The organism is Micromonospora narathiwatensis (genome assembly GCF_900089605.1).
Taxonomy (GTDB): domain Bacteria; phylum Actinomycetota; class Actinomycetes; order Mycobacteriales; family Micromonosporaceae; genus Micromonospora; species Micromonospora narathiwatensis.
Genome location: NZ_LT594324.1, coordinates 677,140 through 692,152 on the forward strand (window position 1 = coordinate 677,140; position 15,013 = coordinate 692,152).

A 15,013-nucleotide genomic window follows, 5' to 3' on the forward strand; every position below is an offset into this window, starting at 1 on the left:
GCTGCTGAACTGTCGGGCGCCGGGCCCCTGACGGGCCCGGGGACGACCACGGCGGACGGCTGCGCCCGCCGACGCCCCGGGGGCGTCCTTGCCGGCCGCGGTCGCCCGGGGGCGGGCGGCGGCCTTTGGAATAGTAGTGCCCCGATCGGTGGGGGACGACGCACGCGGTCGCCGGGACGTCCCGCGTGCCGAAGGCCGCCGGACGGATCGGGTCATCGGCGTCGTCCGGGTCGGACGGCGACGAGCAGCGCGTTACGGGACACAACGCACAACCCTAACCGACCGTGCCGGGTCGCCCGGTCGCCCCGGGCCCCCGCGCCCGAGGGCAGGTGGAGCCGCGGCCCCTCGGCATGGGCACGCGGGCCGGGCCGCCGGGCCGGAATGTTCGCCGGATCTTCGTCGGCCGTTCGCCGGCTCGGCCCGCCGCCCGGCCCGGCCCGACGCACCTTCTGGGTGTGGTGAGCCTGGCCCGGGCATTCCGTGCCGCTTGCGTACACTACGGCGCCATGACCGCCTCGGGGCCCGACATCCGCAGCCGCACCTCCACCGATGGGGACGCGGTGGCCGAGACCACCGTCACCGACGTAGCGGAGCGGTCCGAGACACCGGGCGCGACGGGACCCGACGCGCCGGTCGAGGCGCGGGCGACGGCACGCCGGCGCCGGATCCGTTTGGACCTGCTGGTCGCCGCGGTGTACGTGGCCGGCGCGCTGTGGGTGACCGGCCGCGGCTGGCTGGACCACGGCGGCCGGCTGCTCGGCAGCCGCCCCAACGACCAGGGCTTCAACGAGTGGATGCTGGCGTACGCGGCGCACGCCGTCAGCCACCTGGAGAACCCGTTCTTCACCACGCTGCAGAACGCCCCGAACGGGGTCAACCTGATGACCAACGTCGGGATGCAACTGCCCGGGCTCGTGCTGGCGCCGGTCACCCTGCTCTTCGGCGCCTCGTTCTCGTACCTGCTGTTCATCACCCTCAACCTGGCCGGCACCGGGTACGCCTGGTACCACGTCCTCTCCCGGCACGTGGTGTCGTCCCGGGTCGCGGCGTTCGGCGGCGGCCTGTTCTGCGCCTTCGCGCCCGCCCTCGTCTCGCACAGCAACGGCCACCCGCACATCACCGCGCAGTGGCTGGTCCCGTTCATTGTGTGGCGGGTCGTCCGGTTGGCCCGCGACGGCCGCCCGGTCCGGGACGGACTGGTGCTGGGCGCCCTCGTGGTGACGCAGTTCTTCGTCAGCCTGGAGATCCTCTTCCTGGTCGCGCTCGGCTGCCTGATGATGGTTCTCGGCTACCTGATCTGCCGGCCGCGCGAGGCGCTGCGCCGGGCCCGCCCGATGCTCGGCGGGCTGGCGATCACCGGGGTGCTGGTGGGGGCCGCCGCGGCGTACCCGCTGTGGATGCAGTTCGCCGGCCCGCAGCACCGGATCGGGCACCCCGGCAACCCCGACGTCTACGCGCTGACGCTCGGCTCGTTCGTGCGCTACGCCACCGAGTCGGTGGCGGGCAGCCCCACCAGCGCGCTCCGGTGGGGCCCGAACACCACCGAGCAGGCCAGCTTCTACGGCTGGTCGGTGGTGGTGCTGGCGCTGGCCGCCTGCTGGTGGCTGCGCCGCGAGGTCATCGTCCGGGTGATCACCGTGGTGGCCGTGATCTCCGCGGCCTTCTCGATCGGCACCACCTGGACGGTGGGCACCCGGCGTACCAGTGTGCCGGCGCCGTTCGCGCTGGTGACCGGCCTGCCGGTGTTCGACTCGGTGGTGGTTGCCCGGTTCGCCCTGATCACGACCGTGGCGCTCGGTGTCCTGCTCGCGGTCGCCGGCGACCGGCTCGCCAAGGTCCGGGTCGACGCCCCGGCGCAGGGACGGCTGGTGCCCCGGCTGGCCGCGGTGGCGGTGTTCGCCGCCCTGTTGCCCATCCTGCCCACCCCGTTGGAGGCCCGGGGCCGGGTGCCCGTCCCCGACTTTGTCACCGGCGGCGCCTGGCGCGAGCACGTGGCACCGGGCCGAACCCTGGTCCCGGTGCCGGTGGACGGCATGACCTCGCTCTACTGGAGTTCCGCCGCGCTGACCGCCTTCGCCGTGCCCAGCGGCTATTTCCTCGGGCCGGTCTCCGACACCGACGCCACCGGCCGCTGGGGTGTCGAGCCGCAGCCGACCGCGAAGCTGCTCACCGCCGTCTCCCAGGGCGAGCGGGCCGCGACGGTCAGCCCGGTCGAGATCGATCAGGCACGGGCCGACGTCCGGTACTGGAAGGCCGACGCGGTGGCGCTGCCCGACCGGGCCCGGCGCCACGACGACCTCAAGATCGTGCTGGACGCGATGTTCGGCCCGGGGCAGCGGGTGGACGACGTGTGGGTCTGGGACGTCCGGTCCTGGACCCGGTGACCGGTCAGGGCGACTTCGTCCAGATCAGCAGCAGGTGCCCGCCGAAGTACGCGGAGAACACCGTCAGGGCCACCACCACGGTGACCGCCCGGGCCCACCCGGCCCGGGCCAGGGCCACGGCCGCCGGCAGCAGCAACGCGAACGCGGGCAGCAGGAACCGGGCCTTGGAGTGGTAGTAGCCGGCGGCGCCGAGCGTGGTGACCAGCAGCAGCCCGCTGTAGAGCAGGAGCTGCCAGGGCTGGCGGTCGATCAGGCTCAGCACGAAGAACATGATCGCGAGCACCACCACCACGGACACCAGGAACATGGGCAGGGACTCCGGGCTGCCCAGCACCTCCCGGCCCCGCTCATAGGTGTAGACGCCGAAGTCGAAGTGGGTCCGCCAGCCCGCCGACTGGATGTGGAACCATCCGTCCGGCCGGCCGGTGCGGACGCCGACCCAGGCCACGTAGGCCAGCCAGCCGGCGGGGGCGAGCAGCAGCGCGGCCCACGGCCGCCAACCGTCCCGGCGCCGGACGATCGCCGCCAACGCGGCCAGCCCGATCACGGGGATCAGTGCCGAGGCGGTCGGGCGGGTGAGGCCGGCGAAGAGGCAGAGCACCCCGGCGGTGAGCCAGCGGCGGCGCAGCAGCGCGTACAGCGACCAGGCGGCCAGCGCGGTGAACAGGGTCTCGCTGTAGCTCATCGACTCGACCACGCCGTGCGGCAGCGCGGCCCAGAGCGCGGCCAGCAGGATGCCGGCGCGCCGGTCGTGCAGGTACGCGCCGATCGCGTACAGCCCCCAGGCCGCCGCGAGACCGGCGATCCACGCCACGAGCAGCCCGGCGGCGCGCGGCCCGTACGGGGCGACCCGGTCCACCGCGGCGACGAGGCCCGGATAGAGCGGGAAGAAGGCCATGTTGCTCTGCACCTTCTCGTACCCGTCGTAGCCGTGCTGGGCGATGCCCAGGTACCAGGTCCCGTCGGACCGGGTCAGCTCGCGCAGCGGCGACATGCCGATCGAACGGGCCCAGAAGTAGACGGTCAGCAACCCCGCCAGCCGGATCGCCGCGTACGTGAGCAGCGCGGGCAGGGCCTGCCGGGTGGCCGTCCGCAGCCGGGCCCCGCGCCGGGCGTGTCCGGCCCCCGGATCGGGCGACCGGTCCGGCGTCGCTCGGCTCGGCTCGTCGGTCGTCACCACGTCCATCCTGCGATCCCGTCCGCGTTGAGCTGGGGCGATCCGACGTCTCGGCGGCCCGTCGCCGGTTGGCGCGCGGAACCTGTCGAGGTCACGGTCAGTGAACCGCATGCAGGGTAGCAATCCGGACGCGAGGGCGCGTACCGCCGACGGCGGAGGCGCTGCCCGCCGTGCCCTTTGTCGTAGACTCGCTCGGGTCCGCGGTCGCGGTGCTGGCTGAGACGGAGACGGGCAAGGAATGGGATCTGACGGCACGACCGCAGCGGCGGCCACCCGGGGACGGGTGGTCATGCTGGTGGACAACGGGGTCATCGGCGACTCCCGGGTGCAGAAGGCGGCCCGCTCGGCGGCCGACGCGGGCTGGGAGGTCATCCTGCTCGGCCGCGCGCCGGTCGGGCAACCACAGAGCTGGCGGCTCGGGGGCGCGGAGGTCCGCCTCATCCCCATGCCGGAGCCGCTGGCCCGGCGCCGGCACGAGTTCCGTCGCGTCTGGCTGCGTCGCCCGCTCGCCTACCCGCCCAGCGGCATCGCGGCGCACCGCACCCAGGCGATCAAGGCATGGCGGGCCGACCTCGCCGTCCGCCGGGCCGAGCTGACCGTGGCCGCCCGCGAGGCCGGCGCCGGCCGCCCCGGCGGTCTCGCCTGGGGCGCGCTGCGTGCCGAGGAGACGCTCGCCGTCCTGACCCGCAAGTGGGTGGGCTTCCGCAACCGGCAACTGAACCAGGCCCGGAAGAGCCGCAAGCTGACCGGCCCGTGGGACCGCGCGTACACGCTGTTCTGGCAGAAGCTGCGTGGCGACGGCGCGTGGCGACGGCTGGAGCCCGGCCTGTGGGACTACGAGCTGGCGTACGGCCCGGTCGTGGACGAGTTGGCGCCGGACCTGATCCACGCCAACGACTTCCGCATGATCGGCGTCGGCGCGCGTGCCAAGATCCGGGCCGCCGCCCGGGGTCGGCGGATCGCCCTGCTGTGGGACGCCCACGAATACCTGCCCGGCGTGCAGCCGTGGCGGGACAACGCCCGGTGGCTGCCCGGCAACGTCGCCCACGAGCGGACGTACGTGCCGTACGCCGACGCCACGATGACCGTCTCGGGCGGCCTGGCCGATCTGCTGCAACGCGAGCACCGGCTGGCCGAGCGCCCGGCCGTGGTGCTCAACGCCCCCGCGGTCGACGAACTGCCGGCCGACCCGGCCGAGCCGGTGCCGGACATCCGCGCGCTCTGCGGGATCGGCCCGGAGACCCCACTGCTGGTCTACAGCGGGGTGGCCGCGGCCAAGCGCGGCCTGGGGGTGATGGTCGAGGCGCTGCCGCGGCTGCCCGGGGCGCATGTCGCGTTCGTGGTCAACAAGCCGGCGTCCGCGTACGTCAAGGGCCTGGTCGACCGGGCCGGGGCGCTGGGCGTGGCCGACCGGGTGCACGTGCTGCCGTACGTGCCGCACCACCAGGTGGTGCGCTTCCTCTCCGGCGCGCAGGTCGGCGTCATCCCGATCCAGCACTGGCCGAACCACGAGATCGCCCTGATCACCAAGTTCTTCGAGTATTCACACGCCGGCCTGCCGCTGGTCGTCTCCGACGTGCGGACCATGGCGGGGACTGTCCGGGAGACCGGGCAGGGCGAGGTGTTCACGGCCGAGGACGTGCCGGACTTCGTCCGGGCGGTCACCGCGGTGCTCGCCGACCCGGCGCGCTACCGCGCCGCGTACGACCGGCCCGGGTTGCTGGCCGGCTGGACCTGGGAGGCGCAGGCGGCGGTGCTGGACGGGGTCTACTCCCGGCTGCTGCCCGACGCTCCGGCCGCCACCGGTGCGCCGATCCCCGACGCGGCGTCGATCTCGGTCGGGGTGGGCGCATGAGCGAGCCCGACGTCACGGTGGTCGTCGCCGTCTACAACACCATGCCCTACCTGACCACCTGCCTGGACTCGCTGGTCGGGCAGACCATCGGGCTGGACCGGCTGGAGGTCGTCGCGGTCGACGACGGCTCCACCGACGGCAGCGGCGCCGAGCTGGACCGGTACGCCAAGCGTTACCCGGGCACCGTCCGGGTGCTGCACCAGGCCAACTCGGGCGGGCCGGCGGCGCCGAGCAACCGCGCCCTGGACCATGCCCGCGGCCGGTACGTCTTCTTCATCGGCTCCGACGACCACCTCGGCCCGGAGGCGCTGGAACGCCTGGTGGCCGCGGCCGACCGGTGGGACTCCGACGTGGTGCTCGGCCGGATGGTCGGCACCAACAAGCGCTACGTGCACCAGGCCGTCTACGCCAGCACCGAGGAGCGGGTCGACCTCTTCGACAGCGAGCTGCCCTGGTCGCTGTCGAACACCAAGCTGTTCCGCCGCGATCTGATCGAGCGGCACGGGCTGCGGTACCGCACCGACATGGCGATGGGCAGCGACCAGCCGTTCACGCTGGAGGCCTGCCTCCGGGCGAAGAAGATCTCCGTGCTCGCCGACTACGAGTACTACTACGCGGTCAAGCGGGACAACGCGCAGAACATCACCTACGCCAGCCGGTTCGAGGAGCGGCTGCGCTGCGCCGAGGAGTTGGTCGGGTTCGTCGCCGGGCTGATCGAGCCGGGCGCGCGCCGCGACGCGATCCTGCTGCGCCACTTCAGCTGGGAGGTGGCGAAACTGCTCCAGACCGAGTTCCTCGGCCTCGACCCGGGCGTCCAGCAGCACGTCCACGACCGGATCCGCACGCTCGCCGAGGCGTACCTCACCGACGGCATCCTGGCCCGGATGGCGCCCGACCTGCGGCTGCGGCTGGCCCTCGCCCGTGATGCCGAGCTGGACCGGTTGCGGGAACTGATCGGGCAGCAGGGCGACGTGACGCCGCCCGAGATCACCATCGAGGGCGGGCGCTGGTACGCCCACCACGTCGGCTTCCGCGACCCGTCGCTCGGCTATCCGGACGAGTGGTACGAGGTGACCGAACAGGCCGCCACCGTGCTGGCCCGGCTGACCGCGACCGGCCTGGCCTGGGGGCGGGACGCCAGCGGGGCCCGAACGCTGGTGGTCACGGCGCAGAGCCGCTGGGCGGAGCTGGCGGAGCTGACCGCCGAGGCGGTCCGGGTCAGCGTCGGGGAGCTGACGGGTGCGACGACCGCCGCCGCGGGCGGCCCGGGTACCGTCGTACGGGCGGACTTCGCGGTGGACCGGCTGCTCGCGACCTCCCCGGCGAACGGGGAACGGCGGGCGGTCCGGGTCGAGGTGACCGCCCTGGGCGGGACCGGCTCGGTGCCGCTGCGGGCGGCCCGCCGGCTCGCCGCACCCCGGCTGCTGGCCCGGCGCGGTGTCCGGTTCCACCTCGTCACGCCCACCACCAACCACAAGGGCCAGGTGATCGTCGCGATCACCTCGGTGACCCCTCGTCGGTTCCTTGCCCGCCTGCGCCGAATCTTGCCCTCTGGAGGAAAGTAGTCACATGAACATCTGCGTCGTCGCGCTCGGAAAGATCGGCCTGCCGCTCGCCGTGCAGTTCGCCTCGAAGGGGCACCGGGTGATCGGTGCCGACGTCTCCGAGCGGGTCGTCCAGCTGGTCAACGACGGGGCTGTGCCGTTCCCGGGCGAGGCCGACCTGGACGTGAAGCTGAAGGAGGCGGTCTCCGCCGGGCTGCTGTCGGCCACCACCGACACCGCCGCCGCGGTCGCCGAGTCCGAGGCCGTCGTCGTGGTCGTGCCGCTCTTCGTGGACGCCGAGGGGGTGCCGGACTTCGGCTGGATGGATGACGCCACCCGGGCCATCGCCCGTGGCCTGAAGCCGGGCACCCTGGTCAGCTACGAGACCACCCTGCCGGTCGGCACCACCCGCAACCGCTGGGCGCCGATGCTGGAGGAGGGTTCCGGCCTCACCGCCGGCCAGGACTTCCACCTGGTCTTCAGCCCGGAGCGGGTGCTCACCGGCCGGGTCTTCGCCGACCTGCGCCGCTACCCGAAGCTGGTCGGCGGCATCGACGAGGCGTCCGCCGCGCACGGCGTGCGCTTCTACGAGGCGGTGCTGGACTTCGACGAGCGGGCCGACCTCGACCGCCCCAACGGCGTCTGGGACCTGGGCTCGGCCGAGGCGTCCGAGCTGGCCAAGCTCGCCGAGACGACCTACCGGGACGTGAACATCGGCCTGGCGAACCAGTTCGCCCGCTTCGCCGACACCGTCGGCGTCGACGTCACCAAGGTCATCGATGCCTGCAACACCCAGCCGTACAGCCACATCCACTCTCCGGGCATCGCCGTCGGCGGCCACTGCATCCCGATCTACCCGCGGATGTACCTGTGGAACGACCCGGCCGCCACCGTGGTCCGCTCGGCCCGCGAGGCGAACGCCGCCATGCCGGAGTACGCCGTCGACCTGCTCGCCGCCGCGTACGGCGACCTGACCGGGGTCGGTGTGCTGGTGCTCGGCGCGGCCTACCGGGGTGGGGTCAAGGAGACCGCCTTCTCTGGCGTCTTCCCGACCGTGGAGGCGCTGCGCCGGCGGGGTGCCGAGCCGTACGTCTCCGACCCGATGTACACCAACGAGGAGCTGGCCGCGCACGGCCTGCCCGGCTACGACGGCGAGCCGCTCGGCGCGGCCGTCATCCAGGCCGACCACGCCGAGTACCGCACCCTCACCCCGGCTGACCTGCCCGGCGTGACGTTGCTGGTCGACGGCCGTCGGGTCACCGACCCGGCCCGGTGGGCCGGCGTCCGCCGGGTGGTCATCGGCGGCTGACCGTCCGTACGCCCGTGGGCCCTGGCCGTTCGACGGCCGGGGCCCGCTGCGTTACGCGGTCCGGCCGGCACCCGACGTGAGGGGCGTAGGCACCCGTTCACCCGCCCGACACCCCGGCGATGCCTGAGCCATCTGTCCCGTTTAAGGTCGCAGCTGCCCGGTTTGATCGACGCCGGTGAGCAGACAGGGAGCGTGCCGTTGTTCAGCAGAGTACGAAGTCAGCAGGGCGTCGCCGTCGCCGGCGTGACCCTGCTCGGGTACGGGGGCATGGTCCTGGTCGGCGCCCTCGGCCAGCCGATCCCGTACGCGGTCGCCGCGCTGGTCGTCGTCGCCGGTGAGCTGGCCCTCGCCACCCGGCTGGCCGACACCGGCGAACTGCTGGAGAAGGCCGGCCTCGGGCCGGTCTGGCGACGACTCGTGCGTGACCTCTCCGTCGTCCTGCTGGTCGTCACCGCGGTCCGCCCGGGGGCGGGCGCCACCCTCGCGGTCCTGCTGCTGCCCGCCGCGCTCTGGACCGTGGCCGTGGGCACCACCGCCCTCACCAGGATCGTCGAGGGCCGGGCCGCCACCCCGGCGTTCACCCGCAACATCGACCTCGGCGCGCTGCGCCGGGTGCCGGTGCCGCCGGCCTGGGCCCAGCGGCTCGCCGGCCTGCGGCTGCCGCTGCTCAACGTGCTTCTCGTCCCGGCGGCCGTGGCGGCCGCCCTCGTCGACCGGGTCACCCCGGTGGTGGTGACCGGGCTGGTCACGCTGGCCGCGGGGCTGGTCACCGCGGCGGTGCTGGCGGTCACCTGGCTGCGTGGGCGTGGCCGGAGCCCCGGCGTGCTGCCCGCCGTGCACGACTGGCTGGCCCGGGAGCGGCCCGAGGTGGCGCTCTACTTCGCCGGCCCGGCCAAGGACGTCTACCAGGCCAACATGTGGCTCGCCCCGGTCGAGGCGGCCGGCCGGCCGGCGGTGGTGCTGCTCCGTGCGGAGGACGCGTTCGCCGAGCTGGCCGACACCCGGCTGCCGGTGATCTGCGTACCGGCGGGCGTCGACTTCATGAACCTCGACCTCGGCCCGATCCGGGTCGCCCTGTACGCGGCGAACGTCGGCGCGAACATCCACCTGCTGCGCGAGCCGGGCGTGAAGCACGTCTTCGTCGGCCACGGCGACAGCGACAAGCAGGCCAGCGCCAACCCGTACAGCAAGGTGTACGACGAGGTGTGGGTGGCCGGGCCGGCGGGCCGGGAACGCTACGCCCGGGCCGGGGTGGGCGTGCAGGACCGGAACATCGTGGAGATCGGTCGCCCGCAGCTCGCCGGGGTGCACACCTTCGGCTCCGGCGCGGCCGACCACCTCTTCACCGTGCTCTACGCCCCCACCTGGGAGGGCTGGCTGGACGACGACCCGTACCACACCTCGCTGGTGCTGATGGGCGAGCGGATAGTGGCCGGGCTGCTGGCCGCCGGCAACCTCCGGTTGATCTACAAGCCGCACCCGCTGACCGGCACCCGGTCGCGGCGGGCCCGCGCCGTGCACGAGCGGATCGTGGCCCGGATCCGGGCGGCCGGCGGCCAGACCGACCCGACCTCGCTGGACGGCACCGCGCACCTGGTGGTCACCGGCCGCACGCCGGCCCTGTTCGACTGCTTCAACGTCACCGACCTGCTGGTCAGCGACGTGTCGAGCGTGGTCTCCGACTTCGTGCAGAGCGAGCGGCCGTACGTGGTGGCCAACCCGGCGGGCCGGCCCGAGGACGAGTTCCGCCGTACCTTCCCGACCGCGCGGGCCGCGTACCTGCTCTCGCCGGACTGCGGCGAGCTGGCGAAGATCCTCGCCGTCACCCGGACCGGGGACGACCCGTTGACCGAGGCGCGCCGGGAGCTGAGGGAGTACCTGCTCGGCCCGGCCGGGGCGAACCCGATGGAGCGGTTCCGGGCGGAGATCGGCCGGCTCTGCGGCTGAGCGACGGGCGGTGGTGCCACGGGGGCGACGGCCGACCCGGCTGTCGCCCCCGGCGCGTGCTCAGCCCCGCTGCGGCGGCGTGTCGACGTCGCGGGAGACGACCTCGCCCTTCTCGTCGACCCAGCCCTTGGGCCGGGCCGGGTTGCCGGCCACCAGCTGGTACGGCTGCACGTCCTTCGTCACCACCGAGCCGGCGGCGATCATCGCGTACTCGCCGACCTCGATGCCGCAGACCAGGGTGGCGTTGGCGCCGATCGAGGCGCCCCGCCGGACCAGGGTCGGGGTGATCGTCCAGTCCGGGTTCTGGGCCCGCGGGCGGAAGTCGTTGGTGAACACCGCGGACGGGCCCACGAAGACCTCGTCCTCGATGGTGACGCCCTGGTAGACCGAGACGTTGTTCTGGATCTTCACGCGGTCGCCGACGGTGACGTTCGCGTCGACGTACACGTTGCGGCCGATCACGCAGCCGGCGCCGACCTGCGCGCTGGACCGGATGTGCGCCAGGTGCCAGACCTTGGTGCCGTCGCCGACCTTCGCGCCCTCCTCCACGTCGGCCGTCGGGTGGACGAAGATGGTGTCAGTCATCTCAAACTCGCCTCGTCGCAGGGCGCGTCGTCGCGCCGTCGGTGCCAGGGTGTCGCGGCGGCTCAGCGCCGCGCCCGCCCGGGTCAGGACCGCCCGGCCGCCCCGGGCTCCCGGTGCCGGCACGGGCTCGACGCAGCATATCGATCCGTCAGTCCAGCAGTTCCGCCACCGCGTCGGCGGCAGGTCGGTCCGTCGGCAGCGGGTGTGCCGCCACCACCGCGTCGACCGGCAGCGCCGCGTACAGGTGCGGGAAGAGCGCCCCACCCCGGGACGCCTCCCAGCGCAGCGCGTCACCGAGCCGGCCCGGGTCCACGGTGAGCAGGGTGAGGCCGGTGACCCCGGCGAAGTGCCGTCGGGCCGTCTCCACCACCTGGTCGGCCCCGGAGAGATGGACGAACCCGTCCCGCAGGTCCAGCGCGGTGCCGGTGAACCGCCCCACCGCCCGCGCCTGCTCCCACTCGTCGTCGGCGAGAATCTTGTAGATCACCATCGCAGCCTAGGGCGGCGCCGCCGGTCGCGGCGGGCCGGTTCCCGCGTACGCCCGCGCCCGCGCGCCGGAAGCGGGCATGCTCGGGTGGAGGCGCCCGGAGGGATGGCGATGCAGAGCTACGACGACGACTGGACCGACGGCCAGCGGGCCGTCTACGACGAGTGCTACCAGGCCGGCACCGAGTGGGCGGGCGACCCGGACACCCCCAGCGAGGACGTCCAGCACGTGATCAACCTCGGTCAGGCGGACGACGACACGTTCGGCGACTCGGAGACGGACTACCCGCCGCTGCTCGACGCCGTCACGCAGGCCACCGGCGAGAACGTGACGAGCGTGCCGGCCAGCCACGCCGACCCGGGCTTCCGGGGTTTCGTCGACGGCGTCCGCGACGCGACGGCCGACGAGGTCTTCGGTCTCTGACCGGCCCGGGCATTCCCGTCCCGCCGGCACTTCTGCCACCATTCGCAGGGCAGTACGTCGAGCGGATTGGGGGCACGGGTGCGGATCCTCCTGGTCGAGGACGATCGTCGGGTGGCCGCCGCCCTGTCGTCCGCGTTGACCCGGCGCGGCTACGAGGTGGAGCACGCGGCCACCGTCGAGGCCGCACTCTCCGCCGCCCCCTGCGACCTGGTGCTGCTCGACCTGACCCTGCCCGACGGGGACGGCACCGACCTGTGCCGGGAACTGCGCCGGCGCAGCAGCCAGCTCGGCATCATCGCGGTGACCGCCCGGGGGGAGGAACGCGACCGGGTGCTCGGCCTGCGGCTGGGCGCCGACGACTACGTGGTCAAGCCGTTCTCCATGGTGGAGCTCCAGGCACGGATCGAGGCGGTGCTGCGCCGGACCGCGCACGCCGCGCCGGAACGGAACCTCATCGAGGCGGGCCTGGTCCGCATCGACGTCGGCGGCCGGACGGTCAGCGTGGCCGGTCGGCCGGTGACGCTGACCCGCAAGGAGTTCGACATCCTGGTCTCCCTGGCCCGGCAGCCCGGCGTGGCGGTGTCCCGGGACCGGATCCTGCTGGACGTCTGGGGCACCACCTGGGCCGACCGGCACACCATGGAGGTGCACGTCGGATCGCTGCGCGGCAAGCTCGGCGACCCGACGCTGGTGGAGACCGTACGCGGGGTCGGCTACCGGCTCCGCGGCGAGTGAGGAGTCCGGGGTGCGCCGCCGGCTGGTGATCAGTTATCTGCTCCTGATGGTGCTGGTGCTGTTTGCCCTGGAGACACCCCTGGCGGCCACCCTGGCCACCCGGGAGACCGACCGGGTCCGGGCCGACCGGCTCGCCGACGCCACCCGGTTCGCCTCGCTCGCCAACCCGGCGCTGCGCGGCGGCGGGTCCGGACCGCTCGACGGGGAACTGGCCGCCTACGACGACCTGTACGGCGTCGGCGCGGCCGTGGTCGACCGGGACCGGCACACCGTGGTCGCCTCGGCGAGCTGGGCGCCCGGCCCGGGCACCACCGTGGCCCTGGACATCGCGCTGGCCGGGCAGCAGTTCAGCGGGCCGGACTCGGTGTGGCCGTGGATGGCCGGGCCGCTGGTGGTGGCGGTTCCGATCAACGACGGCGGCGAGGTGCTCGGGGCGGTGGTGACGGCCACCCCGGCGGGCAAGGTGCGACGTACCGTCGCCGCCTGGTGGCTGCTGCTCGCGGCGATCGGCCTGCTCGCGGTGCTGGCCTGTGTCTCCACCGCGTTCGGGCTGGCCGGTTGGGTGCTGCGCCCGGTCACCGAACTGGACGCGGTGACCCATGAGATCGCCGAGGGCGACCGCACCGCCCGGGTACGCCCCCGGCTCGGCCCGCCGGAGCTGCGCCGGCTCGCCGCCAGCTTCAACAACATGGCCGACGCGGTCTCCGACGTGATGGACCGGCAGCGGGCGTTCGTGGCGCACGCCAGCCACCAGTTGCGCAACCCGCTGACCGCGTTGCGGCTGCGGGTGGAGGAGTTGGGGCCGAGCCTGACCGGTGCCGACGGCCGCGCCGAGCACCGGCTCGCGCTGGAGGAGACGGACCGGCTGGCCACGCTGCTCGACGCGCTGCTCACTCTGGCTCGGGCCGAACGCGCGGAGAACCAGCGGGTCGCCGTCGACGCCGCCGAGGTGGCCGCCTCCCGGGTGGCCGCCTGGCAGCCGCTGGCCCGGCACCGGTCGGTCGTCCTGCGGCTGGACACCGCCGACGCTCCCACGTACGCCCGGACCGTGCCGACCGCCATCGACCAGACGCTCGACGCGCTGATCGACAACGCGGTCAAGTTCAGCGGCGCCGGGGGAGAGGTGACCGTGACCGTACGCGTGGCCGAGGGCGGCACGGTGCTCCAGGTGCGGGACACCGGACCCGGCATGACGACCAGCCAGATCGACCAGGCCACCGAGCGGTTCTGGCGGGCACCGGACGTGCAGAACGTCGACGGCGCCGGCCTGGGGCTGACCATCGTCGCGGTGCTGGTCGACGCCTCCGACGGCCGGCTGACGATGCGCCAGAACCAGCCCCGGGGCCTGGTCGCCGAGGTCTGGTTCCCGGCACCGGGGGACCTGCGCGTCGCGTCGGTCACCGCCGCGTCGGTCGTCGTGGAGCCGGTGGCCGTCGAGTCGGTGGCCGTCGACTCACCCGCCGTCGAGCCGCGCGCCGCCGACGCGGGGCGGGCCTGACCGGGGTCAGGGCTTCGTCGACCGGTACCAGTCGGCCGCGCCGGGATGCAGCGGCAGCGGGGTGGTGGCGATCGCCGACCGGGGACTCATCCGGCCGGCCGCCGGATGGGTGGCGGCCAGTTCCTCCCGACGCTCCATCAACAGCCGGGTCACGTCCCGCACCAGGGCCTCCGGCAGGTCCGCGCGGACGATCAGGTAGTTGGGGTTGGCCACCGTGCTGACCGGGTCCACTCCGTACACCGAGCGGGGGATGTCCCGGGTCACGTAGACCTGCCCGTACCCGCGGCGCAGCGGCTCGGTCCAGTCGCCCAGGTCGATCATCCGGATGGCCGTGCTGTCGGCCAGCTCCGCGACGCCCCGCACCGGCAGCCCGCCGGAGAAGAAGAACGCGTCGATCCGGCCGGCGCGCAGCGCCGCCAACGAGGCGTCCAGGCCGAGGTGCTCCTGGCGTACCCGGTCGCCGCCCAACTGGGCCACCTCCAGCAGCCGGGTCGCGGTGATCTCCGTACCGGAGCCGTCGGCGCCCACCGACACCCGCCGCCCCCGCAGGTCGGCCAGCGTCCGCACCGGGCCACCGGCGGTGGTGACCAGGTGCAGCAGGTCGTCGTAGACGCGGGCCACGGCGAGCACGGCGGGATGCTCCGGGCCGTGCGGCGGCAGCACGTCGGCCTGGGTGAAGCCCAGCTCCGCCTCGCCGGAGCCGACCAGCCGGACGTTCTGCGCGGAGGCGGCGGTCACCACCACGCTGGCCCGCACCCCGGGCAGCTCCCGGTTGAGAATGGCGGCCAGCGACTGACCGAAGGCGTGGTAGACGGCGGTCGGGCTGCCCGTGGCGATCCGGATCCGTACCGGCTCGGTCGGCTCGTCCTGGCAGGCGGTGAGCCCGGCGAGCGCCGACACCAGCAGCATCACCAGGGCCACCGGCGCGGCGGCGCGGCGTCGGCCACGCACGGTCCAGTGTCGGCTCACGGGCTGCACTGTGCGACGGGCACCGCCCGTCGCGCAAGCCGGGCTGGTCAGCCGCCCGCCGCGCCGGTCGGGTTCAACCGGGGCGCCGCGGGCGTACGGC

At 74.0% G+C, this 15,013-nt stretch carries 12 protein-coding genes; 8 read left to right on the top strand and 4 right to left on the bottom strand.

What is annotated here, in order from left to right; translation table 11 throughout:
* The first annotated feature begins 506 nt into the window (after positions 1-506).
* On the top strand, positions 507-2,384 hold the full coding sequence (locus GA0070621_RS03070; RefSeq protein WP_091191407.1) for a hypothetical protein: 1,878 nt from the start codon (positions 507-509) through the stop codon (positions 2,382-2,384).
* A gap of 4 nt (positions 2,385-2,388) precedes the next feature.
* On the opposite strand, the gene GA0070621_RS03075 is transcribed toward GA0070621_RS03070, so the two are convergent.
* Positions 2,389-3,570, bottom strand: a complete 1,182-nt coding sequence (locus GA0070621_RS03075; protein ID WP_091191409.1) for a hypothetical protein — start codon at positions 3,568-3,570, stop codon at positions 2,389-2,391.
* A 229-nt stretch (positions 3,571-3,799) separates the two neighbouring features.
* Here GA0070621_RS03075 and GA0070621_RS03080 point away from each other — a divergent pair, with 229 nt between their 5' ends.
* From GA0070621_RS03080 to GA0070621_RS03095, 4 genes are all read left to right on the top strand, one after another.
* Complete coding sequence (locus tag GA0070621_RS03080; RefSeq protein ID WP_167666543.1) at positions 3,800-5,416, top strand: glycosyltransferase family 4 protein; 1,617 nt, start codon at positions 3,800-3,802, stop codon at positions 5,414-5,416.
* Positions 5,413-6,981, top strand: coding sequence for a glycosyltransferase family 2 protein (locus GA0070621_RS03085; protein ID WP_091191410.1), 1,569 nt, complete (start codon positions 5,413-5,415; stop codon positions 6,979-6,981). Before GA0070621_RS03080 ends, GA0070621_RS03085 begins: the two co-directional genes overlap by 4 nt.
* Positions 6,982-6,985: 4 nt before the next feature.
* Positions 6,986-8,269, top strand: a complete 1,284-nt coding sequence (locus GA0070621_RS03090; RefSeq protein WP_091191412.1) for a nucleotide sugar dehydrogenase — start codon at positions 6,986-6,988, stop codon at positions 8,267-8,269.
* Positions 8,270-8,467: 198 nt separating this feature from the next.
* Entirely contained in the window at positions 8,468-10,216 is a 1,749-nt protein-coding gene (locus GA0070621_RS03095) for a CDP-glycerol glycerophosphotransferase family protein (RefSeq protein WP_091201932.1), read from the top strand.
* Between the two features lie 60 nt (positions 10,217-10,276).
* Here the strand turns inward: GA0070621_RS03095 and GA0070621_RS03100 are convergent, their stop codons facing one another.
* Both GA0070621_RS03100 and GA0070621_RS03105 read right to left on the bottom strand, forming a co-directional pair.
* A complete protein-coding gene (locus tag GA0070621_RS03100) occupies positions 10,277-10,801 on the bottom strand; it encodes an acyltransferase (RefSeq protein WP_091191414.1) in 525 nt (174 codons plus the stop codon).
* A gap of 148 nt (positions 10,802-10,949) precedes the next feature.
* Positions 10,950-11,291 (bottom strand): DUF952 domain-containing protein, encoded by a 342-nt coding sequence (locus tag GA0070621_RS03105; protein ID WP_167666544.1) that lies wholly within the window; start codon positions 11,289-11,291, stop codon positions 10,950-10,952.
* Positions 11,292-11,399: 108 nt separating this feature from the next.
* Here GA0070621_RS03105 and GA0070621_RS03110 point away from each other — a divergent pair, with 108 nt between their 5' ends.
* The 3 genes from GA0070621_RS03110 to GA0070621_RS03120 all read left to right on the top strand — a co-directional run bounded on the left by GA0070621_RS03110 (position 11,400) and on the right by GA0070621_RS03120 (position 13,944).
* Positions 11,400-11,711, top strand: coding sequence for a hypothetical protein (locus GA0070621_RS03110; RefSeq protein ID WP_091201934.1), 312 nt, complete (start codon positions 11,400-11,402; stop codon positions 11,709-11,711).
* Positions 11,712-11,789: 78 nt separating this feature from the next.
* Positions 11,790-12,446 carry a response regulator transcription factor gene (locus tag GA0070621_RS03115; RefSeq protein WP_091191416.1) on the top strand — a complete coding sequence of 219 codons (657 nt, stop codon included), beginning with the start codon at positions 11,790-11,792 and terminating at the stop codon, positions 12,444-12,446.
* Positions 12,447-12,456: 10 nt separating this feature from the next.
* Positions 12,457-13,944 (top strand): sensor histidine kinase, encoded by a 1,488-nt coding sequence (locus tag GA0070621_RS03120; protein WP_091191418.1) that lies wholly within the window; start codon positions 12,457-12,459, stop codon positions 13,942-13,944.
* 6 nt (positions 13,945-13,950) lie between these two features.
* Here the strand turns inward: GA0070621_RS03120 and GA0070621_RS03125 are convergent, their stop codons facing one another.
* Positions 13,951-14,853 carry a TAXI family TRAP transporter solute-binding subunit gene (locus GA0070621_RS03125; RefSeq protein WP_091201936.1) on the bottom strand — a complete coding sequence of 301 codons (903 nt, stop codon included), beginning with the start codon at positions 14,851-14,853 and terminating at the stop codon, positions 13,951-13,953.
* Between the last annotated feature and the right edge of the window lie 160 nt (positions 14,854-15,013).

Bases quoted from the DNA above. Each gene is read 5' to 3' on its own strand.
- GA0070621_RS03070 (WP_091191407.1), top strand. From the start codon at position 507: ATGACCGCCTCGGGGCCCGACATCCGCAGCCGCACCTCCACCGATGGG.
- GA0070621_RS03075 (WP_091191409.1), bottom strand. From the start codon at position 3,570: ATGGACGTGGTGACGACCGACGAGCCGAGCCGAGCGACGCCGGACCGG.
- GA0070621_RS03080 (WP_167666543.1), top strand. From the start codon at position 3,800: ATGGGATCTGACGGCACGACCGCAGCGGCGGCCACCCGGGGACGGGTG.
- GA0070621_RS03085 (WP_091191410.1), top strand. From the start codon at position 5,413: ATGAGCGAGCCCGACGTCACGGTGGTCGTCGCCGTCTACAACACCATG.
- GA0070621_RS03090 (WP_091191412.1), top strand. From the start codon at position 6,986: ATGAACATCTGCGTCGTCGCGCTCGGAAAGATCGGCCTGCCGCTCGCC.
- GA0070621_RS03100 (WP_091191414.1), bottom strand. From the start codon at position 10,801: ATGACTGACACCATCTTCGTCCACCCGACGGCCGACGTGGAGGAGGGC.
- GA0070621_RS03105 (WP_167666544.1), bottom strand. From the start codon at position 11,291: ATGGTGATCTACAAGATTCTCGCCGACGACGAGTGGGAGCAGGCGCGG.
- GA0070621_RS03110 (WP_091201934.1), top strand. From the start codon at position 11,400: ATGCAGAGCTACGACGACGACTGGACCGACGGCCAGCGGGCCGTCTAC.
- GA0070621_RS03125 (WP_091201936.1), bottom strand. From the start codon at position 14,853: ATGCTGCTGGTGTCGGCGCTCGCCGGGCTCACCGCCTGCCAGGACGAG.